Origin of the sequence: Anabaena sp. CCY 9402-a (assembly GCF_963920945.1) — a bacterium.
GTDB classification, from domain to species: Bacteria; Cyanobacteriota; Cyanobacteriia; order Cyanobacteriales; family Nostocaceae; genus Trichormus; species Trichormus minutissimus.
Genome location: NZ_CAWUDL010000058.1, coordinates 20,486 through 44,330, shown reverse-complemented (window position 1 = coordinate 44,330; position 23,845 = coordinate 20,486). Strand labels below are relative to the sequence as shown.

The following is a 23,845-nucleotide window of genomic DNA, read 5'->3' as shown; positions in this document are numbered from 1 at the left end:
TGTCATTTTGAAATCTCTCTTAATTTTTATTAGTAAATAAGATGCGTTTTCCCTATCGCCATTGGCGGTTGGTGTCGCATAATATTGCTAAACTAATAGCTGGTTTTTCAAATCTGTCGAAGATGCGAAAGTTGTAAGTAAACATCCGTTTACTAAAGTCATCTTCTTTTTGGGCTTGAATTTCTACGTGAATTAATAACCAGAGTTCTTCGCCTTGGATTTGCCAAACTTTGACTAATTGATCAGCATAACGTTTACCTTGTTCGGCTTCACGGGCGATTTGTTGAAATTCGGTGTTGAGAAATTCGTAAGGACGTTCCCAGTTAATTAACGCAGCAGTTTCCGGGAAAAAGAATTGCATGGCTTGGGGGAAATATGCTTCGAGTATTTCTTTCCACGGGCTGTCAAAATCTGCGCGCTCATTACTATCTGTCATGAATTGATGGTAGATGATTATGGAGAAAAAATAGAGTTATTGTATTAGTATTGTAGGTTGGGTTGAGTGGAGCGAAACCCAACATTGATATCTAATTTTAATGGATGGGTTGGTAGGGTGCGTCAGTATGAATAATTTCTCGGTTTAGTTAGGTTCTCTCGCTGACGCACCCTACTGAATTGCATATTTTTTCAGTTGGAAGTCCCTTGGGATGATTGGGAAATGGATAATGAGGAAATTGAACGGGTAGCGTCTAACTTTGTTAAAGCGAATTGTTATAACCCTAACCCTATAGCTAAGGATAATGTACTACAAAAAGCAGAGCGTTTTTGAGTACATAGAAAAAACTCGGTGACAGGTATCCGAAACCTAGAACCCGCAAGGATTTGTGAGAAATTGCCTATTCATAAAAGTTAATAATTTTCTGTAACCTTTATATGTTACAGTTTAAAAGTCTCGACGCGAGAGAAGACAGCTTCCTCTCGGCCCACACAAAACAGCACCACGCTCCCCCCACTGTCCATGCATCATACGCCCATATGCATCCAGGGAGGTGTGCTTCTGGTTCTGTGATATCAAAAGTAATATCGCTGTAGTACAACCACTCTCCTCCTTTCCGCCATCCTACCTTGTCGCCAAAGGCTTGCCAAATTTTACTATCGTAGTTTCTCGTTCCCCCTAAACTTTGGTAGATGCGCTTCTGCACAGAGAATCCAAACCGCCCATTGCTGTATTTTACCCACAACTGGTCAATAGTGCGGAGGTCTTCACAGGGAAAATTATCAATGTCTTCTATTCGTAACCAACCTTCTTTTTCCCGTTTCATCACCGCTAACATTACCCGTTTTGTTTCCTTATCTGCTTCTTCCCACTTCCTAGCCGCGAGTAAGTCACGCAGTTTGCTGTAGTCCATCCCTACAGCTGAGTTTAATTGTACTTCTGCCCCGCCACTACTCACCAAACCTAAATTTTTCCGAAATTCTAAGACTGTGGGAGTACGTTCTTCCGGTTCTAACGCCATTCCCTTGAGAATCGCATCATTCACTCTCTGACTAATCTGGGAATTATAACTGCGTGGTTCTGGTAAGGGTTCATCATCATACTTACGATTGAGTGCAGGTACGGGGTGTTCTTCTTCCTCTTTTTTCAATCCATCAGATGTCAGCAAATAATATAAAGTGGCAGCTAAGGCGTAAACATCTGTATGAGTGCCAAAATTACCTTTGCGTCTATATTGTTCAATGGGTGCATAACCTTGAGTGAAGGAGTTAGTCATGCTTTGGGTGGCAAGATTTCGGGTTAAACCAAAGTCAATGAGGACTGCTTCTTGTTTATGCTGTCGGAAGATAATATTTTGAGGTTTAATATCTCGGTGTAGGTATCCCTTTTGATGAATCAATTCTAATGCTTGACCGATTTGATCTATATATATTAATGCTTCCATTTCTGATAATTGTCCTTGATCTTGGACATATTGAAATAAAGTTACCCCATCTATATATTCCATCACCACACCAAACAGTTCACCTTCTTGGATGACTTCATGAACTTTGAGAATATGGGGATGGTCAAAACCTTTAATAGTCAAGGCTTCGTTAATAAATTTAACCTGTTGTTCAGCAAAGTCGCTCCTGAGTTGCATTTGCTGATTCAGGGTTTTGATGGCGTATAGTTTTCCTGTGCTGGGTTCTAAGGCTTGGTAGGTGATACCAAAACCACCGCTACCCAAGGGTTTACCCTGAATGATAAATCTACCGTTGTTGATTTTTTGATCAGGTTGCCAAATGATCATGGGTTTGTCAAAGTGAACTACCCTTGTTAACCTATGTGTGTAAGATAACGGGAGTGTTGTGATATACAGTCCAGTATATTCTAGTTGCCAATTACAGGTATTCTTAGGGGTGTAATATTTTGTGTCTCTAGTCTTTTAGCGAGCATCAGAAAAGAAATTATCTTATATTCAGGGTTTGGTAAGGTGCGTCAGTATATGTAGTGGTGTGTTAGCGACAGCGTAACGCACCTCCCCCCTCAACACTTCGGAGATAACCACCAATGAAATTGATTTCCGAACCGTCAATTCCCGTCAAAATTCAAAAAATGAAAGAACGAGTGCGATGGAAACATCCCAGCATTAAGCAACGGGGAATTGACCAAACCAGCATGGTGATAGACGATAACCGGGACGACAACCCGGAATTTTCTTTTTTAGTCATGGGTGATAGCGGTACAAAACCCCATTACGGAAATCATCCCCAAAGATTAGTCGCCGAACTCATGCTTTCCCACAAAGATGAATGCAGTTTTGTCTTACATACCGGCGATGTGATTTATGTGGTCGGTTCTCATGAATATTACCCAGCCAATTTTATCGAACCATACCGGGAATTTTTGGTGGGTGGTGAGCAACCCCAAAATATTGCTTGCGATCGCATGATTTTTAATCTACCCTTTTTACCTGTACTGGGCAATCATGACTATTATGATGTCCCTTTTTTCTACCGCCTCATTACAGGTAGCACTTTAAGACTGCGGCGAATGCTGCGTTACAAAGATTTTGAGATTGGTTGGCATGGTTCTAATCAAGGTGATGCCTATGCTAAAGCCTTCCTCGATTATCTTGCAACCGCATCCCCAGAAGAATTACACCGTCATTTAGATAATCACTACACCGCTAAAACTGACTCAGGTCGCTGTCTGCGTTACGTACCGGGAGAGTTTACCCGTGTCCCCAACCGTTATTACAGTTTCCGTTATGGTGGCATAGATTTTTTTGCCCTTGATTCTAATACCTTTAATACACCCTCTCCCCTCCCTAGCACCAAAGCCGGAGATATGTACCGCCGGGAATTACAACAGCGTCGCCAAGAAATAAATAGAGAAGAAGAACAAATCTTAGTACAATGCGACAAACTCAACCCAGATAACCCCGCCGACGCAGAACAACTTGATGACTTCAGCGCGAAGTTAGACCAAATCAACGAAATCAAAATTGACATTGAAAAACAACTCGCTTCTCACGATAGCCCTCCCACTGACTGGGAACAATTAGACTGGTTACGCAGCAGATTAATCGAGTCTTGGCACACTTCCGAAGTCCGGGGACGAATTATCTTTTTCCACCATCCCCCCTACGTCACCGAAGCCAGCAAATGGCATCAAGCCCAAACTTTGGCGGTGCGTCACCGTCTACGTGAGGTGTTGAATCAAGTGGCAAAAACTCTTGGTTCTCTAGTAACAGACCGTCCCCTAGTAGATTTAATTTTCAATGGTCACGCCCACTGTTTAGAATATCTCCGTACCGTAGACACTGGACACGCTGATTCTCACCTCAACTGTCTTATCTCTGGTGGTAGCGGTCATCGTCCCCGTCGTCAGCGTCGAGAGGGGACTGAGTTGTCAGAAATTTTTCATCATACGTCTGGTAGTACCCTACGGAAAGTTGCCGACTCATTACTTTATGTGGGTCGTCATGGCCAGGGGTTAGAAAAGCGGCTATCATACTCCTGCGTGCGGATTGATGTAAAAGAGGGGAATCCACCTAAGTTTATTGTCAGACCTTTGGTGGCAGAACGAGTTGGGCAAGAGTGGTTTCAGCGCGAGTTGGAACAGTTTGTGATTTAATTAGGCACACTAATGATCAATCAAGTTTTGCGTTTGCTGGTAATTATGGGGATGATTTGCGGGTGTTTGCTGCTAGATACTCATGTTGTAGCTGCAAATACTGTGACTATTTATGAACAGCGATCGCAAAGTCCCGATGGTATTGGTAAATATTATCTGGGTAGAGAAATCGCCAAGTTCATGAATCACACAGGCGCAGGTTGGTTAGAAAGACCTAGGCGAGAAGCAGAGGAACAGCCAAGTAAAATTATTAATGCGCTAGATTTAAAGCCTGATAATGTAGTTGCTGATATTGGTGCTGGTACAGGTTACTTAAGTTTTCGCATTGCACCTATCTTGACTGACGGTAAAGTGTTGGCGGTAGATATCCAGCCGGAAATGCTAGAGATTATCGAGTTTTTCCAGGAAGAGAAAAATATCAGTAACGTTGAGACTGTCTTAGCAACTCCCACTGATGCCAACTTACCACCCAACAGTGTAGATGTAGCGTTGATGGTGGATGCTTACCATGAGTTTGAGTATCCCCAAGAAGTCATGCAGGGAATTGTCAAAGCTTTAAAACCAGGTGGTAAGGTGGTGCTGGCAGAGTACCGGGGTGAAAATCCCTTTATTATGATTAAGCGGCTACACAAGATGACGCAAAAGCAAGTCCGCAAAGAAATGCAAGCTGTTGGGTTAGTGTGGAGAGAAACCAAAAACCTGTTACCCCAGCAACATTTAATGATATTTGAAAAGGGACTTCCAGATAAAAAAATATCCAAACTGTAGGGTGCGTCAGTGCGATAGAACCTAACTATACTCAGAAATTATTCATACTGACGCACCCTACCCAACCATCAATTGCGGATAATTTATTTTTTGGTGTTCCCAAAGGTGAAATAATTCGTAATTCCTAATTACTCTGCAAACATTTCCGCTAAAGTATCTAAAACTGTTTTTTGTTCATCAGGACTAATCTGACCTAAATGTTTAACTAATCGAGTTTTATCAACCGTGCGAATTTGGTCTAAAACAATTTGTCCATCTTTACCCTGAAACTGGCAAAGAACACGAGTAGGGTAAAGTTGACCTTTCGTAGTCATTGGAGCAACAATCACTGTGGCAATATATTGATTCATTTCATCAGGTGAAATCACTACACACGGTCTTGTCTTCTGAATCTCACTACCAACAGTGGGGTCAAGGTTAACTAAAAACACATCAAACCGTTTAGCTACCATTCCCACTCCAGATTATCCCACTCTGTAGCTCTTACCTCATCTAGCAAAACATCATCGTGTTGTTCTGCCATTTTTGCAAATGCTTCCTCCCAACCAGAACGATTCCGAGAAGCTGCACGCACAATTAAACAATTATCTTGCACCTCTATTTCTACCTCTTCACTAATCCCACTGTGTTCTAATAGAGGTTTAGGAATACGGATACCTTGAGAGTTACCGATTTTAACGATCCGCGTTCTGATAGCTTTACCCATACGGTTGTCTAACTATTAACACAAGTAATTACATTGTATGTACTAAATAATCTATATTCAAGCACCAGGCGATTGGAAGTAGAGACATAGCAATGCTACATTTCTACTTTTCGTCTGCGTTCCAAGCTTGGCGAATTTTCTGTGATTTAATTTCCCCTCTGAGTAAACAGGCTGGACATCCACAGGGTTTATGTCCATGCGCCTCTGGATAGTATCGCCAACCTAAAACTTGCGGTAAAGCTTTAACGCGTTGAATCTCATTGGCTGCTATTTTGCGGGGAATAAACACTTCGTAACCTTGTGGATTATCAGCCTGGATAATGATGGCGGCTGCTTCTGAAATAGTTGTGTGTAAGTGAGTCCGATTGTAATGTCCAACGTAGACATCCTGTTCATCAGGAATCCGAAAATAAACTCCACAGATATTCCGTTGGCCAGAACGTTTGAGTTCCCGCAACCACTGATGAGAAACGTAGTAATCGGGAATAACCGGCATGGCAAATACACCTTTGGGATATTCCTGTCTATAAAATTGCGGCTTGATCCCAGAACGTAACACTGAATTACGATTATTTAATGAAGTGAGATGGACTAACAGCACAATTACTTATAAGAGGGGTAAAATTAGCACTAATCTAACTCACTGCGCCACCAATGGTCTATACGGCAAAGGCGATCGCCTACTACTCGGCTGATATTTGTCCTACTCAATTGACCTCATCCTCAATCTACGTAAATTTTCCAGTACCAAAATTACCTGGACTTAATATTTTATTCACAAAAAAAATAAAAATTCTATTCAGTAGAAATACTAAAGTTATCTATAGTAAGGTAATACTCTATCCATTTTTCATTGGACTTAAAACTCAATAATTAGCAACAATTCTTTATATTATTTTTAATGTAAAAATCTTAAGTTAAAGCTCTTGGTAGTAACCTATCTATAAATTTAACTGATAATAGTTGATATCAAAACTAGATTTCATCCGTTCAGTAATTATATAGTTCTCAAATTACAGAAAATATCAACTTTTTTACCAATAATAGCTTTGAGATAGTGAATATTACTTTATTGATTCCCATTTTATTACTGTCATAAATCACTGTTAAAAATTTGAGTAAGTAATAGTATGAAAGATAGCTTACAACCGGACAAAAGTAAAATCTATTGGGAAGTTTTTACTACAGTTTTTGTCTATACAACCTGTGCGGCGGCTCTTTTAACCGCTAGTATTATGCTCGGTAAATCTTTGTTATTCCCTGTAAACCCTGTAAATAAATCTACCTACCCTGCTTCAATTCCCTGGATTAACAGTAAAGTTGACTGTGAAGATACTGGGAGACAGTGGCTTGATAACAAATGTTGGGATGAAGAACATAGTTCCTCATTTTAACTAGACTTTGGCCAATGTATAGGTACTTCGATGTTATCTGGTAAACGCGTTGTGCGATCGCCAATTGCCATACAAATCTGCTGAGATGCTAGATTTTTCGCTCCTGTCAAAATCGCTCCTTCTAGCTTCACATCATAGAAGTCAGCATCAGCTAAGTTTGCTCCTACTAAGTTGGCATAAGTCAGGTTCGTTTGATAAAGGTTTGCTCTTTGCAGATTTGCACCCATCAGGTTGGCTTTATGTAAATCTGTTTCCGTCAAACTAGCTTCTGTGAAGTCAGCAAATAAAATTTCTGTGTTTTCTAATTTTGCCGCATTCAAGTTCGCCCCACACAGGTTAGCACCATTAAGATTCGCCCCATTCAGGTTAGCCCCAATTAATCCACAAAGATACAAGTTGGCTTTACCCAATTTAGCACCTTGCAGGTTAGCCAGAAATAGCTTCGCCCCAGTTAGGTTAGCCACTTTTAAACTTGCTTGTTGTAAGTTGGCTTTATAAAGATTAGCTCCTTGCAAGTTAGCCGCACGCAAACTCGCCCCCACAAGGTTAGCCCCCCGCAGATTTGCGCCATACAAATCAGCCCGATTCAGATTTGCTCCTTGTAGATTTGCTCCTTGGAGATTGGCTTTCGACAAGTTGGCTTCATAAAGAACACAGCTAGCTAATTTAACGTTCTCTAGGTTGGCTTCACTGAGGTAACAACTACGTAAATCAGCCCCCCGTAAGTCCGAACCCCGTAAATCTGCCCGTTGTAAATCAGTCCCCAACAAATCGGCTCGTCTAAGATCAGTATGCCGTAAATCTAGTTTTCTATTTTCATCGTCTTGCTGCGAATTACGTCTACCAATCACAGTCAAAGCTGCTTGAATATCCCTACGAATTTTCGGGGATTCTTCTGGTTGTATCCGACGCTCATTGTTTTTGTATTGGCTCAGGTATGTGGGTGAATCTTCCTCTCTATTATCTGCGTCCCTGATACAAGCATTCTCCCGCACAAAAGCTGTAAGAATTTCCATGATTGTCCAATGTTCTTGCGGAAAATCCTGAGCAATTCTCTCTAAAACATAAATGGAACTGGTGCGAGTTTCAATTTTATCATGCCCTAACTGGGCAATGGCTGCCATCAAGCGGTCTGAAATTAATCTATCTTGGGATAGTTTGGCATTTTGCAGATTAATTTCTAGATTTTTTTCACTAGCGATCGCACTTTTATGGATGGCATCTACACGTTTAGCTGTATAGTAAGCGTTAATTACCATCCCTAATCCCAAAAAGGCGATCGCAATAGTAGTTAATCCTTGATTTCTGTATTGCAATTGTTGCTCAATTGACAATTCTCCAGGAGTTGAAAACACTAATAAAATGAGAGTTACACAGCAGGCAAATGTAACTGTTATGGCAATTAACCAACGCCACAGTTTGTCTGTCTGATTAGCAGACATATTAGTAATATTCCTCACAACACAGAATTATTACTTATAATTTATAGAAAGTAATATACTATTTAGATAGTCTCACTATTGTAACATAAGAATTTACTGATGCGGTGATTACGGAAACAGTCGCAAGTTATGAATATTTTATATTATTTGCCAGATCAATTGTCTTTACTTAACTAATCATAGAACTTTTATTTTTTTAAGCCTGATCTGTTTTTGCAAATTTGGCTTCTCGGAGATTAGCCCCATTAAATATGACATCATCAAGACTGGCTTGGTGCAAATTCGCTAGATAAAGATTTGCCTGAGATAAATTAGCCCCTGTGAGATTAGCTTGGCTTAAGTTAGCCGCACTAAGAATTGCACCAGAAAGATTAGCCCCAGAAAGGTTTGCGCCACAAAGGTTAGCAGCACTGAGAATTGCACCAGAAAGGTTTGCTTGACTCAGGTTAGCCCCAGCTAAATTCACATGATATAAGTTTGTCCATTCTAAGTTCGCCTGTTTGAGATTTGCCCATCGCAAATCAGTATGACTTAAATCGAGTTGTGTATTTTCCGAGTCTTTTTTCCTGTTTATTCTGGCAATTACAGTGACTACTGCTTGAATTTCTGCACCTATTGTTAGTTTTGGGCTGCTATTAACTCCTTCTTGAGAGATATAAGGAGTGTGATTTCGCACAAAATCACTCAGAAATTCAATAATCATCCCATAATATTGGGGATAATTTTGAGCTAACGTCTCTAACTGAGAAACTTGTGCTACCAGTTCTTTAGGTTTTTGTTGTTGCCAATACTCAATTAATAGGTTGCATTTTTGCCTGACCACATGAGGACTAATCTTTTCAGGTTTATCTGCATGGGAATGTATATTATGGAGGATGTTTGTTAGAGAAAAATGACTATTTATTATTTGCTTTGTGGTTGCATTATAAAAGTTAGTAATTACGTTAAACATAAGCAACATATTTATTGATTTTAAGAGTGCTGTTATTTTCCATAAATTATTAGAATTTGAGTAGTAGTAAATATAACTATTATTTACAATCTCATAAATACAAATAGCACTAACTAGGACAGTGTATATAAATAAGAACTTATGATACTCTCAAATTTTCGTTATAATTAATACACTCTATTTGCCCTAATGCAGTTGATAAAAGCTTGATTAGGGGAATATTTTTCAGCTAAATGACCAGGATTTAGCCTTAAAAATTAGATATTTTTTAATTGTCAAAGTATTAATTGATATCATTAACCTAAAAAAGGTGAGTCATATATAATACTTAAAATAATATAGTCATTAAACTAAAATTTTCAAAAAGAAGAATCATATAGTTACAAGTAAGTATGCAGCATAATATACAGGCGATCGCACAAGATTTAGTATTAGTTGGTGGTGGTCATAGTCATGCCATTGTCCTGAAAATGTTTGGGATGAAACCTTTGCCTGGAGTACGTTTAACTTTAATTACTCCAACTTCAGATACACCCTATTCTGGAATGCTTCCAGGACATATTGCTGGCTTTTATAGCCGTGACCAATGTCACATTAACTTACCAAAATTAGCTGATTTTGCCCAAGCACAATTATATCTGGATCAAGCAGTTGACCTGGATTTGATCAACCACAAAATAATTTGTGCTAACCGTCCAGCAGTAGATTTTAATTTATTGTCTATTGATATTGGCAGCACTCCCGCCACAATATCTGTATCAGGTGCAGCAGAATATGCAATTGCTGCTAAACCAGTAGAAAAACTATTAGAAAATTGGTATCAGTTATTAGAAAATGTTGCCCAAAATCCTCAACAACCAATCACTATAGTTATTGTCGGTGGTGGTGCTGGGGGTGTGGAATTAGCGTTATCAATGCAAGCTCATTTGCATCGAATTTTACAACAAACTCAACAACCACTACAAAATTTAGCAGTTCATATATTTCAACGCCGACCTGAACTGATGCCGCATCATCATCCATCTGTACAATATCAGGTGCAGCAAGTTTTAATCAGCCGTGGTGTTAAATTACATCTGGGTGAAACAGTATGTCAAATTGCACCATCCCCTCACAGAGAAGCATCATTTGCAGTTAAATGTGAATCGGGATTCCAACTAGAATGTCAAAAAGTATTTTGGGTAACGCAAGCCTCAGCCCCTCAATGGATAAAAACCACAGGACTAGCCACCGATGACCAAGGCTTTATTTTAGTCAAAGATACATTGCAATCTCTCACCCATCCAGAGGTTTTTGCCGCAGGTGACATTGCGACAATGAAGAATCATCCCCGACCCAAAGCGGGAGTATTTGCGGTGCGACAAGGAAAGCCATTATTTGAAAACCTGCGGCGGATGTTAACAGGTCAACCACTCCCAGCCTACAGACCACAGCAACAATATCTCAGTTTAATTGGTACAGGAGACGGACGCGCGATCGCAACTAAAGGCTGTTTAACTTTACCACCTCATCAACTCCTCTGGCAGTGGAAAGATAGGATTGATAGACGTTTTATGAGGGACTGGGGACAAATCAATTAAAAATTAAAAATGAAACCTCGTTCCCAATAAAAAGACCCCAGCGAACGCCGGGGTACTGATGATGTATGCCATCAACTCTATTCCTAACCATAGAGAATGCCATCAGATTGCAGAAAGCGCATCCGGGTAAATGCAAAAATTGCATAATTTTTATGCTTATTTTGCAACTCAGTGAAATTTCCTAAGTAAATAAACGCTGTCCCCCTGTCACCTGTCACCTGTCACCTGTCACCTGTCACCTGTCACCTGTCACCTATCCCCTATCCCCTATCCCCTCATCCGTTTGACCAGATAACGATTCCCAGTCATCAATAATATCTTTAATTAAACCCGCCACAGGTACAGCCACCAGCAAGCCTAACAACCCACCGACATAAGTTCCTACCAATAGAGACACCAAAACCCATACAGGTCTAACACCAGTCAAACTACCTAACAGCCGAGGTGCGATCGCTTGGTCGATGATTTGGTCTATAATCACAGCTACCGCTAAAACCTTCACCGCTAACCAAAAATTATGGGATGCGATGATTAAAGTAATAACAATTAAGCTCACAATATCACCGAAGGGAATTAAACTGAAAATACCAATTCCCAAACCAAAAAGTAACCCGAACTGCACTTGAAAAACTAGAAACATTAGTGTCTGGAACGTTCCTATCAACAAAGCTAAAGTGCCTTGTCCAATCAAGTAATTTTGTAAGTTATTCTGAATAGGTTTTCTTAACTGTCTAACAAAAGACCAAGGTGATTTATTAAATAGATTTTCTCCAATTCTTGCCCCATCTAATAAAAAGTAAAAAGCTAAAACGATTGTCACTAATGCTTCAGAAAGACTATCAATTGTATCTATGACAATGGTAACGAATTTATCGGAAATATTTTCCAATTCATCAGGTATTTTATCAGTGATTCTTGTAAGAATTTCACCCAAGTCAATATGTAACTTTTCACTAATAAATAAATCATTCAAATTCTTAATCTTTTCTTGACTAGAATCTATCCACTGTGGTAGTAGTTTTGCTATGTCATTAAATTGTTCTAGTGCTATTGGTAGTAATATAATCCCAATAGCTACTAAAAGCAGTAAATTTACAAAAAAGACTAAGGCTACAGCATAGTTACGCTTAATTCCTCTTTGCTGAAGCAATGAAACTGGATAGTTTAAAATAAAAGCTAATAAAGCTGCTAATACAAAAATAGTTACTAGAGGCTGGAAATATTGAAATAATCGAAAAACTAACCAACCATTAAGAAATACTAGAGGAAATAACAAGGTTATAATTAACCATTTAATCAACTGATGAAGCGAAATATTCATATTGATAACAACACATTTTTGATACGCCAATATAGCAATCTTATTTAATTTGTCAGCACTGCAAAATTTTATACACTCGGTTTTTTAGCTCTCACAAGTCATCTATAATTACGAATTATAAATTACTTTGAATGGGTTTACCTGTAATTATAAAAGCTGCCCAATAGTAAGGATGAGAGTACAGTTTTTTCTCACGCTCCATTTTACTAATTCTATAAAGATGGGTGGCTACATAAGACCTAATTTTTAACTCTTCTGGATGTAATTGATTAAGTAATTCTTCATACCATTGGGTTAATTCCCAGGCTGTTAATTCTCTTAGCCATTTTGTGGCTGCACTTAAGGCTAGATTTGGCGATCGCAATAATTTTAGTCGGCGATAAAATTCTATAATTACTAAAGCACTAGCAGATGATTCTACAGTCCAGAGTGTACTTAAGACAGAGGGAACACCTTTAGCCAGAAAACCGTTGACTAAACTTACATACTCACTATTAATAATTTGGGGACTAGTAATTATGGTGTCACAGGAGGAGAGAGTGACTAAATTATATGTTTCTAAATTACCTTGAATGATTTCTGCTAAAGTGATTTTATCTTCACCTGCAAGTGCTATTTCTGATTTGCTAGGTTCAGTAAGATTATTAATTACCTGTCCAGCAAAATGGAAGACATTGTAATTACTAAAATATCTATCAAATAAATTATTTTCTACGTTCTCTTTAGTTGCTGCTTGTGCTTGAATACGGTGAGGTTCATTAAACATCTGGCTGACAATTTCTGATTCCAGGTTGGCAAATTTGAAGGTAGAATGATTACTATTTGTAGGATATTCAATACTTAGTAATGCTTGCTCTTGTAAATCCCAAATATTTGCAGTTCGTATAGATAAACCTATTTGGATGTTAGGTAAATAGGTGATGCTAAAGTTTGACTCTAAATTTGGCTGTTCTTCTGAGTTAATCTGAAAAAGAGTATGGATAGGCAACCGTTGCAAATCACGGTGAGGAACTAAGATTAATTGGGTGATATCTTCTAGTTCCTGAATAATTGTGTCAAGTTCCAGAATATTTTTTAATTCCCACAGTCGCGCTTCCATTTCCAACCGCCAAGTATGATTACTTTTGCTGGTTTGATCTTGCGCTTGTAGGCGATATTCTTGATAGTCTCGTTGCCAATCTTCTAGCCAATTTTCAAAGGCAATTAGCCGTCTGCTTGCTTCTGGTAAAGGTAAATCCTGAAGTGGTGTACTGTTTGGCTCTACATCTTTTATGGGTGTAAAAACCAAGATTGGTGAGGGAGCTTGGTCTTTAATAATAAAGGTGTGTAGAGCAGCTGGGCTAATATGCCAGTAAATAATTGCTGTTTGGGGATTAAGTAATGTTTGAATGGAGGGATAATTGAGAGGAGCAATATTTGAATTTCCACCAAATAGTAAAAAATTTAAGCAAGAATTTTTACCTTGTTCTGCTATTTCCCACGCTTCTACTAAATCACCATTTTCTACAGTAATATCTACTACCATTTGTGCCAATCCAGCAAGTTTGAGAGCTAGCTGTTTTTTACTGTCATCAGAGCGAGTTGGTTCACGGAGTAATTGTTGTAATAAATTTGTGCCGCGTTGCAGTAAATCTTGTGCTTGTGCTGATTGTCTAAGTCCTAAAAGTGTTTTGATGAGAGACTGTAAAACATCTAAATATAATTGTGGGAAATCTTGACTGGTGAGAGTTAATAGTGCCTGATTATACTCTGTTAAAGCTTTGCGCCAATAGTTACGGGATGTCTGCTGTTTTTTACCTTGTTCGTAGTAGCTATTACCAATTGCTAGATGTAATCTACCCCAACCTTCTGGATGCGTGTCGGAACGAATGTGTTTTAAACCTTCTTCATAACTGGCTATTTTACCCGCATAACTACCCTGATTTAAGGCAGGATGTGTTAAAGCGATCGCAGTTAATAAATTTAAATCATCGGTATTAATTTGACCAACAGATGTACCTCGACCAATCCAAGCTTCCCAATAGTCGAGTTTAATTTTTAAGGCGTTGTCATAGGAAGATATCGCCTCTAAATATCTCTCTAAATGAAATAATGCTACGGCTTGATTATACCAAGCTAGGTGAAAATCTGGCTTAATGGCTATAGCTTGCTGATAGGAGGCGATCGCTTCTTCTCGTCGCATTAAGTTGTCTAAAGCGATACCGCGATTATACCAAGCCAAGTAAAAATCCGGTTGACTCGCCAGGGCTTTATCCCAGGAGGCGATCGCTTCTGACCACTGTTTTAAATTGAATAACACTACACCCCGGTCAATCCAAGCTTCGTGGAAGTCTGGTTGAATTTCTAAGGCGTTGTTGTAAGAGGCGATCGCCGCTTGATTTTGTTCGTTGACACTAAGGGCGATCCCTCGGTAATACCAATTTTCTGCGTCTTGGGGTTCTAGTTGGAGAGATTGATCATAACTAGCTATGGCTTCGGCAATTTGCCCCATTTTTAATTCTGCCCAACCCTTACTAGCCCAAACTTCAGGATTATCAGGATGAATGGCGATCGCTTGTTGAAAAGAGGCGATCGCTTCTTCAAATAATCCTAATTGTCCTAGTGTTCCCCCCCGGTTATACCAAGCTTTGTAATAATCGGGTTTGAGTTGAATCGCTTGATCATAAGAGGCAATCGCTTCCGTTAGCCGTTCCAAGTGAAATAAAGTTAAACCCCGATTGAACCAATATTCATGAGAGTGGGGATTGAGTTGAATTGCTTGTTCATAGGAGGCGATCGCTTCTGCCAAATTACCACTTTTAGCCTGCTGCAAACCTTGGTAAAACCATGCTTGCGCCTGCACCAAAGGACTCGGAAACTCGCCTGTAATAGCTGGGAGTTGGAGAGGCTGGACTGCTAGATTAGCTGCCAAATGTTGAACTAAACTGGTACTCTGATCCAATCGTACCAATAACTCATCTAAGGTATCGGCGACATCCGGCTCTAAATTAGCCAAGGATTGATCCCAGTGATCTTGAGTGGATAATACAACTGCTCCTGGTGCTGTGGCTGAATCATCAAATACCACTTCACTCAAATTACTGATGACATCTTCTTCGGCTGGTATAGCGATCGCCTGAGTGGAGACGACAATTTCTCGGGGCAGATATTCCCAACTCAGTTCGGCTAAGTTTTCTATAGTCGCAACTACAACAGGCTCACTTGGTGCTACAAACTCAATTTCTTGAGGCTGGTATTGCCAATTCTCCGTATAACTGTCTTCAACCACTTCACTCGCTTGAGGCGGATCTTGCCAAAACGATTCTGCCGTAGTTTCTGTATAACCTTCTTCCGCAACGTCCGTCCCGAATTGAAGATTACCTTCTGCGAGAATTTGGGTATTTTCCTCATCCCCACTTTCTAACGCCATTTCTGGTTCTTCCGTCTCCCATAAAAGATCACCCAAATTCCGGATTAATTCTTGTCCGGGAGAATCTATAGCGATTTCAGTAGTTTCACTTGCTTCTAGCTGTTGATACTCTTGGGGCAATTCATCAGAATCTCTATTCAACAACTGGATACCAATTTCATAAGATAGTTCACCGACTTTGCCTATATCCAATTCACCTAGCTGCACCATCTGTGTGGCTACTAGATGATTGGGCGCAGGGGAGAGGAGTAATTTTTCACCAAAAACCAACAACCAATCTATCCACCGCTCAACACTGATGCGGTCTTCCATCCTCTCTAAAAACTTGATTGCCCATTGCTGTCCACGTCCTTGATACACACCTTCTAAAAGCTGCGTAAACAAAAGTTCCAGATCCGCATTAGTTAATTCAGGTGGCAATTCTACCACCTGCTCTTCCCTTGCAGCTTTAAAAGAACCAATCTGGTTACTAGCAACGGGATGTGTATCTATTGTTTTAAACCACTGCAATAGCCGAGTGAGCATCTGCTATACTCTTGGATTTTGTTTACCGAAAAACTGGGTTTAAAGCCCCGTCCTAGAAGGACGGCTTTTTGTGATAGATTTAAATTGTTTCAGGTAGAATATCCGCCGATACAGGACGACTCAAATGAGTGAAACACGACGGGTCGGGAAACAATAAAGACAACTCGGTGGCGAATACGAGTATAAAAATAGCTAGTGAAATTAAAAAAGTAGCATCAACCAGAAAAAAAATATTTTTGTCCATAAACGTATCGTGGGGCGCACGAAAACGCTAGGTTTAGTATCCTAGTAAGTCTCTGGAGATGTAGCCCTCTGGGGTCAACTAAGTTAAGCTCGTTAATTGGTTCTGTTGAACGGTTAATTGGTTTAAGCATTGCCAGCAATGGATAGTTAATTTTAAGGCGTGTCGATGAAAGAGAAAGCCTAAAAAGTGATTTTTTAGAATCACCACCCTAAAAGTGCGGTGATAACGTCAACCTAGATTGTAGCCATCGTTGTGCTGAAAAAATCGCAATCTATCATGATTTGTGTGAAATATACGGAAATTGTCAGAGTTCTCCGTCATATAGTTATCAAAAATATACAAAACTTTGTCAGTTTTTGTTCTTGGGGACTGGGGATTGGGCAGTATAGCTGATGCCCAATTCCCACGATTTTTTGAATTTTGAATTGATCAATCCGTATTGGATTCACTAGTAGCATAATATTGATTAACTAATGTCTCAACAATCACCTGGGGATCATCTGTTTCAATGGCCAGTTGTTCGGCCATTTGCCGCCGTAAGTTTTCATCTTGTTGCAACATCACAAGCAACTCATCAAGGGTAACGGTTTGTAATTCTTCCTCTGGAGAGACATCTGGGGTTGATTGATTATCTATTTGTGGTATATTTGTACTAATAGCATCAGGCCCGTCATATTCCCAGATGGGTTCACCCTGATTGCGGGTTAGCATCTGCATTCCCAAGTCATAGGCTACATCTCCTATTTCTCCCACGCCCAACTCCCCTAGTTGCACTAACCGCGCAGCTAATTCATTGTTGGGGGAAGGGGATGCTAGCAATTTTGCCCCAAACTGCTTTAACCACTGTATCCATCGTTCAGTTGTGACGCGATGTTCAATATTTTGTAGCCACCTTAATGCCCAAGTTTGTCCCCGCGCCTGATGTACTCCTTCTAAAAATTCCGTAAACAGAAATTCTAAATCTGTATCGGTGAGAGGCGGTGCAGGTTGTGCTGGGATATTTTCGCTAACTTTTGCAGGAGTTGATTTTTTACCGAACAAGCCTTGAAATAGTCTTTTAAACCACTGGATTAACCGCCTGAGCATTTGCTGTACCATCTACTATTGTTTTCCTTAAGATTCTAGCGATGACCTCCGGTCGGTCGGAGACCATCTCTACGAGAGGCTACGCCAACGCCTACATGGGACACTTACGTCATCGAACTGTCCCTTCGCTTTACGCCGACCAATAAAATGTATATAAGTTGGGTGAGTTTTATTGTCTCTTCTAGGTTATGTCACAGTCGTCAACATGAGCAGTAAAGTTTAAAATGCTTTAACCATAGAGTAATGAGTGCTGAGTAATGAGTGCTGAGTGCTGAGTTATGAGTGGGGATAGAAACGGATTCTTATTCAACCGCTAAGTTTAGTCAAAAGATTAAAACTGGTATACTTGTCAGGCTTTTGGCTTTGTCAACTACCAAAGGCATAGAATTTTTTGATCCATGTCTTACGAACCCCTGCACCACAAGTATCGTCCAAAGAGTTTTGCTGAACTGGTGGGGCAAGAAGCGATCGCTACCACTCTGATTAATGCTATCCGTACAGCTAAAATTGCCCCTGCTTATTTGTTCACTGGCCCTAGAGGAACGGGTAAAACTTCCAGTGCGCGTATTTTGGCTAAGTCTCTCAATTGTCTCAAAGGTGATAAACCTACGGCTGAACCCTGTGGCGTATGTGACGTTTGTCAAGGGATTACCAAAGGTTACTCATTAGATGTAATTGAAATTGACGCTGCCAGTAACACTGGTGTTGATAATATCCGTGAATTGATTGAAAAAGCCCAATTCGCCCCTGTGCAGTGTCGTTATAAGGTGTATGTGGTCGATGAATGCCATATGCTCAGTAGTGCGGCATTTAATGCGCTACTTAAAACCCTAGAAGAACCACCTAGACACGTAGTTTTTGTACTAGCTACAACCGACCCGCAACGGGTATTACCGACAATTATTTCGCGCTGCCAAAGGTTTGATTTTAGACGGATTGAGTTGGAGGCGATGGTAAAGCATTTGATGGCGATCGCCTCCAAGGAAAATATTAGTATTTCACAAGAAGCTGTAACCCTAGTAGGTCAACTGTCCCAAGGAGGATTACGGGATGCGGAAAGTCTCCTCGACCAGTTGGCTTTATTACCGGGGGAAGTAAACCCGGAACGCGTCTGGGATTTGGTTGGTGCAGTCAGTGAACAGGATTTGCTGGGATTGTTAAATGCGATCGCTCAAGATCATCCAGAAGCAGTTTTAGAACAGACGCGCCAAATTTTAGATCGTGGTCGAGAACCTCTCACCATTCTGCAAAATCTCGCTGCCTTCTACCGTGATTTACTCATAGCTAAAACCGCACCTAATCGTCCTGATTTAGTTGCTTGTACCCAACAAACCTGGAAAGCATTAGTTGAATCTGCCCAGCCTTTACCCATAACTAATATTCTGCTGGGTCAAAAACATCTACAAACATCAGAACTGCAAATTAAAAACACTACCCAGCCACGATTATGGCTAGAGGTGACATTACTAGGATTGTTACCCAGTGCGAATATTCAGCCGGTTGCTACAGGTGTATTACCCGTAGTATTCCCCAGTGATCAGCGTCCATCCGTCCCCCCACAAATCCCACCTCAAAAAGTCGCCCCAGCAACTCCACCGCCTCCAGTTTCTTCTTCAGTTACTCCATTGCGTCCCCCCATCCCAGAGGAAGAAGTAGCCCTCCCTATCGCATCATCCCCGTCTCCTTCCACCCCAGAAGAGAAACCCTTACCACCCACCGAGGAAACTGTTGAGACAGCAGAACTTGATTTGGCCCAAATTTGGCAGCAGGTATTGAGTAATATTCAGCAAATACCCAGACGTGCCTTGTTAGGTCAAATGTGCCATTTAATTGAATTTGATGGTGCTGTAGTGCGTGTTGGTGTCAAACCCGTGTGGTTTGACAAAGTGAAATCTGATTTACCGATGATTACGGCGGCTTTTCAACAGACCTTCAATCAAGAAATTCAAGTCAGTTTAGAAAAAGCTAATACATCAACTCCCCCTGGTGCAAAGAAAACACCGCCAACTAACGGTAACGGTTCTCACACAGTCAAGCAGTCACCTCCACCTAGTTACAACAACCACAAACCACCAGCAGCTACACCACCCCCAACCACATCAGCAAAATCAGAACCAGCAGCAAAATTTACAGGCGGCGCGAAAACACCAGCACCCCCACCTACTCCAGCACCTCTAGCCAGTTGGGAAACAGATGAATGTGCGATCGCCGCCCAGCGTCTAGCACAATTTTTTGATGGGCAAATAATCCGATTTACAGATGAAGGTGAAGACATATCGGAAACCAGTACATCTGAATGGGTAGATGATGACGCAGTAGATGATGATTTTTAGCTGGCAGATTTTTCAAAAGCCCAAGACCTGCATTGACTTTTCCAGAACTTCCTTCGGGCGAAATGGTTTAGTTAGATAGAGATCAGCACCAACATCCATGCCTTTTTGTTTATCAAATTCTTGACCCTTAGCTGTCAACATCACAATGTAGACATCATTCATTTGTAAGTCTTTTTTTACAATTTGGCAGACTTCCAAACCACTCATTTTTGGCATCATTACATCCAGAAAAACTAAATTTGGTTTTTCAGTTTTAATAGTTTCCAGTGCTTCTTCTCCATTTCGGGCTGTAAAAAATTCAACACCTTCATCTTCTAATGCTTCTAAGGCTTGTTCCATTAAAATTACGATGTTAGGTTCATCATCAACAATGAGAATTTTTTGAGTCATACTATTTTAAATTTTGAATTTTAGATTTTAGATTGGGAATTAGGGAAGAGGAGAGTTTAAGATTTACTAGGTACTTAGATACTTGGTAATAAAAGCCCTGCCTCTTGTGGGCGGTCTTTCAACTCAGCACTCATTACTCATTACTCATTACTCATTACTCAGCACTCATCACTCATCACTCATCACTCATCACTCATTACTCTTCAAATTAACGATCTGACAGCATGATGAAGAAGACATTCTCCAACTCTTTTTCAAACCGTAGGGTTTTTACTAATTCAGTTTCTTCGGAGAAGATGGAATCGAGGATAATCATGTCTGGTTTAGCGGAGAGGGCTTTATGAATACATTCTTGGGGATTGGAGGCTTCAATCACGTTATATCCCTGAGTTTGCAGGACATCAGATATAGTTTTTAATGTTGACGCGTTTTTATCAACAACTAATACTTTTTTACTAGAAGTTCCTTGGGAAAGTAGTAAGTCAATTTCGCTCAGAAGGTGCTGTGAGTTGATAGGTTTTGTGAGATAGCGATCAATGCCAATGTGATAGCCCCTTTCCTTATTTTCAATAATTGATAGGATAATAATCGGAATATCGGCTGTCTGGGGATCATTTTTGAGGACTGCTGCCACATCAAAACCATTAATTTGAGGCATCATCACATCTAAAAGAATCAAATCGGGACGGGCTATTTTGATCTGTTGAATTGCATCCACTCCGTCTTTAGCTTCTCGAACATTGTAGCCTTCGTTTTCTAATTGTTGACGTAGCAGTTCCCGAATGTTGGCATCATCATCAACAACCAAAATAGTTTTGCGGTTTTCGTTTAGTACAGCATTCTTCTTGATGACGTGTTCTTTGAGTTGTTTCACAAGCGCATCTAGATTTAGATTGGCACTGGCTGTATTCTCACTTTTGTAAGTTGGAATAATGAATGAAAACGTGCTACCTTGACCAGCTTTACTTTCCATCCAAATTCTACCGCCGTGATGATCGATAATTTGTTTGCAAATGGGCAGTCCTAACCCTGTACCTTTGGGTTTGTCGGTGAGGGTATCACCAACTTGGCGGAATTTCTCGAATACTTTCGGCTGGTCTTCGGGTGCAATGCCAATACCTGTATCGATGACGCTGATGCACACACCCTCGTTTTCTTGTTTGACACGACAGGTAACAGAACCAGATTGAGTAAATTTAACAGCATTGGAAATCAGGTTAATCAAGACTTGCAACAGACGGTTGCGATCGCCCACTATTTGAGGTAGACCATCTTCAATGTCATTAATTAAATGCAAGCCATTGCTTTCAAATAATGCCCATGTAGAAGTAGTTGCCCAATCTAATAACTCACCCGGATCGATTGGCTGCATCTGCCATTCCACCTTACCGGCTTCCATCTTGGCGATATCTAAAACATCGTTAATTAAAGATGTCAGCCGTTCTGCTTCCGAGACAATAATATTGAGATTGTCACCCACCCGCTTGATTGTTTTCTGAAGTTTGCGGTCTTCAGTAGGAAGTATGGGGAACACATCGGTTTCTAACTTGTCTTTAATGATGGAGGCAAAACCAAGCACAGAAGTTAGTGGTGTCCGCAGCTCGTGGGAAACTGTGGAAATGAAATCAGTCTTCATCTTGTCGATTTCCTTCTCTGCTGTTATATCCCGAATCAACAGTGCTGAACCAAAACAAGCAGCAGGTTCGTTAGCTAATGTCCGCTTAAAGATGGCAGTGGCTACTGCCTGACCAATACGTTCCTTAGTCAGTGCAATTTCAGCAGCAAATATCTCTTGGGGATGGGACTGAGTTTGTTCAATCAGGTTCGGTAAACCGGCGATCGGCAGTTCTTGGTAATGTCCCTTGAGTGCGGCGGCTGTCAATCCGTGCATACTTAAAAATGCAGGATTAAAGTGGGTAATTTGTCCGGTGGTGTCTACTACCAACAAACCATCTGCTAAGTTATCTAAGATGGCATTTAACCCTTGGGCTTCTGCGAGGGTATCTTGCAGTGCTGCCGTCCTTTCGGCAACCCTGGCTTCTAGTTCTTGGTTTAGTTGCCGGAGAGCGATTTCTGCTTGCTTGCGAGCAGTAATATCAGTATTGATTTCTAGTATGGCGCAGGGCATTCCAGAGAAGTCTCTTTGCAATGTCCAACGACTCTGAACCATGATCATTTTGCCGTTGCAGGTGAGGTGTTGCACTTCTCCTTCCCAATTACCTTGCTCTAATAAATCTGCGAAGATTTCTGCTTTGGGTTTGGGAAAGGTTTTGGTAATAAAAGTGTAAATAGATTGGTCTTTTACTTGTTCACGGGTCAAATTGTAGAGACTTTCTGCACCTTGATTCCAGTAAGCAATCTTGTCATTCATGTCACGCACAATAATGGCATCACTGGAATGATTTAACATATCTAATAAACGTTGATTTTCCGCTTCTGTCAGCTTGCGTTCATGAATGTCGGCACAAGTAACAATCCATTCCCGGACGCTACCATCCGCTTCGAGGACGGGTGCGCCACAAACCGAGAAGTGTCGATAGTAACCGTCCCGACTACGCAACCGATACTCAGTTTTATAGATATATCGGCTCGCCACTGCGGTATTCCAAGCTTTGGCGGAGCGATCGCGATCATATGGGTGGACTGCTTCAATCCAGCCCCAACCCTCAGTTTCGGCCTCAGTCTGACCTGTATAAGCCATCCAAGTCAACATTTCACAGCTGATGGCCATTCCTGTCGGCGTTGCTCCCCAAACAATCTGGGAGGAGGCAGTCACTAAAGAGCTGTATCGTTCCTGAAGACGTTGATTTTCAGCTTCTGCCAATTTGCGATCTTGAATATCTGTACAAGTGCCAATCCACTCCCGCACACTGCCGTCATCTTCAATCACAGGCGCACCCCAAACCCAAAAGTAGCGATAGTTGCCATCCTTGCCCCGAATGCGGTATTCAATTTGATAGGAGCTGAGGTTGGCTACGGCATTACTCCAGGCTTCTCCTGTATAGTCGCGATCGTCGGGATGAACGGCATCAATCCAACCACCATTCTCGGCTTCAGCTAGGCTTTGACCTGTGTAGGCGATCCAGTCTTTGAGTTCAAAGCAAATTCCTTCTGGTGAACTAACCCAAATAATTTGCGTATTAGTTTTGAGCAGAGAACGGTATCTTGCTTCATTCTGTTTCAAGATTTTTTCGGTTTTTTGGCGTTCTTGTTGGGCTTTTCTCAAGTCGCTGATGTCCTCCACACTCGACCAGATCAGCTGCTCTCCATCTTGCTCAATCATCCGTCCCCAGATCCTGACTGGAACTAAATGCCCATCTTTGTGGATATACTCCTTTTCATACGGCTGACCTGTATTAGTTTGTTCTGGGTTTTCCAGCATGGCTCGCTCGGCGGCGATATAGTTCTCGGCAGTGATTTGCCAGTGGTTGAGGTGGAGAGTTTCCGGGACAGTGCGCCCCAAAATGGCAGCATAGGCGGGGTTAATGTCAATCAGCGTTCCATCGAGGCGGTAAAGCACAAGACCAATGGGACATTGTTCTAAAAGGTGACGGCTAGATTCTTCAAGTCGGCTAGACATAGTTGAGATTTCCTGGGTGGATGTTGCTAGGAGCTAGGAATGAATCAATTCAAAATAA

The 23,845-nt window shown here is 40.9% G+C and carries 17 protein-coding genes and 1 pseudogene; 5 read left to right on the top strand and 13 right to left on the bottom strand.

Annotation, left to right across the window (positions count from 1 at the left end):
* Nucleotides 1–55 precede the first annotated feature (55 nt).
* Together ACM0OR_RS19930 and ACM0OR_RS19925 are read right to left on the bottom strand one after the other, a co-directional pair.
* Nucleotides 56–436, bottom strand: a pseudogene (locus ACM0OR_RS19930) (hypothetical protein); the annotation flags it as partial.
* 433 nt (nucleotides 437–869) lie between these two features.
* Nucleotides 870–2,228 carry a GUN4 domain-containing protein gene (locus ACM0OR_RS19925; RefSeq protein ID WP_414578245.1) on the bottom strand — a complete coding sequence of 453 codons (1,359 nt, stop codon included), beginning with the start codon at nucleotides 2,226–2,228 and terminating at the stop codon, nucleotides 870–872.
* 260 nt (nucleotides 2,229–2,488) lie between these two features.
* On the opposite strand from ACM0OR_RS19925, the gene ACM0OR_RS19920 reads away from it, so the two are divergent.
* Together ACM0OR_RS19920 and ACM0OR_RS19915 are read left to right on the top strand one after the other, a co-directional pair.
* A complete protein-coding gene (locus ACM0OR_RS19920; RefSeq protein WP_414578243.1) occupies nucleotides 2,489–4,057 on the top strand; it encodes a metallophosphoesterase family protein in 1,569 nt (522 codons plus the stop codon).
* 51 nt (nucleotides 4,058–4,108) lie between these two features.
* On the top strand, nucleotides 4,109–4,825 hold the full coding sequence (locus ACM0OR_RS19915; RefSeq protein ID WP_414578247.1) for a class I SAM-dependent methyltransferase: 717 nt from the start codon (nucleotides 4,109–4,111) through the stop codon (nucleotides 4,823–4,825).
* A gap of 128 nt (nucleotides 4,826–4,953) precedes the next feature.
* On the opposite strand, the gene ACM0OR_RS19910 is transcribed toward ACM0OR_RS19915, so the two are convergent.
* From ACM0OR_RS19910 to ACM0OR_RS19900, 3 genes are all read right to left on the bottom strand, one after another.
* Nucleotides 4,954–5,277, bottom strand: a complete 324-nt coding sequence (locus ACM0OR_RS19910) for a type II toxin-antitoxin system PemK/MazF family toxin (RefSeq protein WP_414578242.1) — start codon at nucleotides 5,275–5,277, stop codon at nucleotides 4,954–4,956.
* Nucleotides 5,271–5,531, bottom strand: a complete 261-nt coding sequence (locus ACM0OR_RS19905) for an AbrB/MazE/SpoVT family DNA-binding domain-containing protein (protein WP_414578240.1) — start codon at nucleotides 5,529–5,531, stop codon at nucleotides 5,271–5,273. Before ACM0OR_RS19905 ends, ACM0OR_RS19910 begins: the two co-directional genes overlap by 7 nt.
* A gap of 103 nt (nucleotides 5,532–5,634) precedes the next feature.
* A complete protein-coding gene (locus ACM0OR_RS19900) occupies nucleotides 5,635–6,132 on the bottom strand; it encodes a hypothetical protein (protein ID WP_199319452.1) in 498 nt (165 codons plus the stop codon).
* 529 nt (nucleotides 6,133–6,661) lie between these two features.
* Here ACM0OR_RS19900 and ACM0OR_RS19895 point away from each other — a divergent pair.
* A complete protein-coding gene (locus ACM0OR_RS19895; protein WP_414578238.1) occupies nucleotides 6,662–6,925 on the top strand; it encodes a hypothetical protein in 264 nt (87 codons plus the stop codon).
* Here ACM0OR_RS19895 and ACM0OR_RS19890 read toward each other — a convergent pair.
* The gene (locus tag ACM0OR_RS19890) at nucleotides 6,922–8,367 is read right to left on the bottom strand and encodes a pentapeptide repeat-containing protein (protein WP_414578236.1); all 1,446 of its coding nucleotides are present in this window, start codon (nucleotides 8,365–8,367) and stop codon (nucleotides 6,922–6,924) included. The two genes, ACM0OR_RS19895 and ACM0OR_RS19890, sit on opposite strands and share 4 nt — an antisense overlap.
* A gap of 196 nt (nucleotides 8,368–8,563) precedes the next feature.
* Nucleotides 8,564–9,319: a pentapeptide repeat-containing protein gene (locus ACM0OR_RS19885; protein WP_323266076.1), complete on the bottom strand. Its 756-nt coding sequence runs from the start codon at nucleotides 9,317–9,319 to the stop codon at nucleotides 8,564–8,566.
* A 392-nt stretch (nucleotides 9,320–9,711) separates the two neighbouring features.
* Here ACM0OR_RS19885 and ACM0OR_RS19880 point away from each other — a divergent pair, with 392 nt between their 5' ends.
* Entirely contained in the window at nucleotides 9,712–10,899 is a 1,188-nt protein-coding gene (locus ACM0OR_RS19880) for an FAD-dependent oxidoreductase (protein ID WP_414578234.1), read from the top strand.
* 83 nt (nucleotides 10,900–10,982) lie between these two features.
* Here the strand turns inward: ACM0OR_RS19880 and ACM0OR_RS19875 are convergent, their stop codons facing one another.
* From ACM0OR_RS19875 to ACM0OR_RS19860, 4 genes are all read right to left on the bottom strand, one after another.
* On the bottom strand, nucleotides 10,983–11,117 hold the full coding sequence (locus ACM0OR_RS19875; RefSeq protein WP_414578233.1) for a hypothetical protein: 135 nt from the start codon (nucleotides 11,115–11,117) through the stop codon (nucleotides 10,983–10,985).
* 35 nt (nucleotides 11,118–11,152) lie between these two features.
* A complete protein-coding gene (locus ACM0OR_RS19870) occupies nucleotides 11,153–12,220 on the bottom strand; it encodes an AI-2E family transporter (RefSeq protein WP_414578232.1) in 1,068 nt (355 codons plus the stop codon).
* Nucleotides 12,221–12,335: 115 nt separating this feature from the next.
* Nucleotides 12,336–16,154, bottom strand: coding sequence for a tetratricopeptide repeat protein (locus tag ACM0OR_RS19865; protein ID WP_414578231.1), 3,819 nt, complete (start codon nucleotides 16,152–16,154; stop codon nucleotides 12,336–12,338).
* A 673-nt stretch (nucleotides 16,155–16,827) separates the two neighbouring features.
* Nucleotides 16,828–17,496, bottom strand: coding sequence for a hypothetical protein (locus ACM0OR_RS19860; RefSeq protein WP_414578229.1), 669 nt, complete (start codon nucleotides 17,494–17,496; stop codon nucleotides 16,828–16,830).
* A 386-nt stretch (nucleotides 17,497–17,882) separates the two neighbouring features.
* Here ACM0OR_RS19860 and ACM0OR_RS19855 point away from each other — a divergent pair, with 386 nt between their 5' ends.
* Nucleotides 17,883–19,817, top strand: a complete 1,935-nt coding sequence (locus tag ACM0OR_RS19855) for a DNA polymerase III subunit gamma/tau (RefSeq protein ID WP_414578228.1) — start codon at nucleotides 17,883–17,885, stop codon at nucleotides 19,815–19,817.
* 12 nt (nucleotides 19,818–19,829) lie between these two features.
* Here ACM0OR_RS19855 and ACM0OR_RS19850 read toward each other — a convergent pair whose 3' ends face one another.
* Complete coding sequence (locus ACM0OR_RS19850) at nucleotides 19,830–20,207, bottom strand: response regulator transcription factor (RefSeq protein ID WP_414578227.1); 378 nt, start codon at nucleotides 20,205–20,207, stop codon at nucleotides 19,830–19,832.
* Between the two features lie 208 nt (nucleotides 20,208–20,415).
* Nucleotides 20,416–23,787, bottom strand: a complete 3,372-nt coding sequence (locus ACM0OR_RS19845; protein WP_414578225.1) for a PAS domain S-box protein — start codon at nucleotides 23,785–23,787, stop codon at nucleotides 20,416–20,418.
* Between the last annotated feature and the right edge of the window lie 58 nt (nucleotides 23,788–23,845).

Bases quoted from the DNA above. Each gene is read 5' to 3' on its own strand.
- ACM0OR_RS19925 (WP_414578245.1), bottom strand. From the start codon at position 2,228: ATGATCATTTGGCAACCTGATCAAAAAATCAACAACGGTAGATTTATC.
- ACM0OR_RS19920 (WP_414578243.1), top strand. From the start codon at position 2,489: ATGAAATTGATTTCCGAACCGTCAATTCCCGTCAAAATTCAAAAAATG.
- ACM0OR_RS19915 (WP_414578247.1), top strand. From the start codon at position 4,109: ATGATTTGCGGGTGTTTGCTGCTAGATACTCATGTTGTAGCTGCAAAT.
- ACM0OR_RS19910 (WP_414578242.1), bottom strand. From the start codon at position 5,277: ATGGTAGCTAAACGGTTTGATGTGTTTTTAGTTAACCTTGACCCCACT.
- ACM0OR_RS19905 (WP_414578240.1), bottom strand. From the start codon at position 5,531: ATGGGTAAAGCTATCAGAACGCGGATCGTTAAAATCGGTAACTCTCAA.
- ACM0OR_RS19895 (WP_414578238.1), top strand. From the start codon at position 6,662: ATGAAAGATAGCTTACAACCGGACAAAAGTAAAATCTATTGGGAAGTT.
- ACM0OR_RS19890 (WP_414578236.1), bottom strand. From the start codon at position 8,367: ATGTCTGCTAATCAGACAGACAAACTGTGGCGTTGGTTAATTGCCATA.
- ACM0OR_RS19885 (WP_323266076.1), bottom strand. From the start codon at position 9,319: ATGTTTAACGTAATTACTAACTTTTATAATGCAACCACAAAGCAAATA.
- ACM0OR_RS19880 (WP_414578234.1), top strand. From the start codon at position 9,712: ATGCAGCATAATATACAGGCGATCGCACAAGATTTAGTATTAGTTGGT.
- ACM0OR_RS19870 (WP_414578232.1), bottom strand. From the start codon at position 12,220: ATGAATATTTCGCTTCATCAGTTGATTAAATGGTTAATTATAACCTTG.
- ACM0OR_RS19865 (WP_414578231.1), bottom strand. From the start codon at position 16,154: ATGCTCACTCGGCTATTGCAGTGGTTTAAAACAATAGATACACATCCC.
- ACM0OR_RS19860 (WP_414578229.1), bottom strand. From the start codon at position 17,496: ATGGTACAGCAAATGCTCAGGCGGTTAATCCAGTGGTTTAAAAGACTA.
- ACM0OR_RS19855 (WP_414578228.1), top strand. From the start codon at position 17,883: ATGTCTTACGAACCCCTGCACCACAAGTATCGTCCAAAGAGTTTTGCT.
- ACM0OR_RS19850 (WP_414578227.1), bottom strand. From the start codon at position 20,207: ATGACTCAAAAAATTCTCATTGTTGATGATGAACCTAACATCGTAATT.
- ACM0OR_RS19845 (WP_414578225.1), bottom strand. From the start codon at position 23,787: ATGTCTAGCCGACTTGAAGAATCTAGCCGTCACCTTTTAGAACAATGT.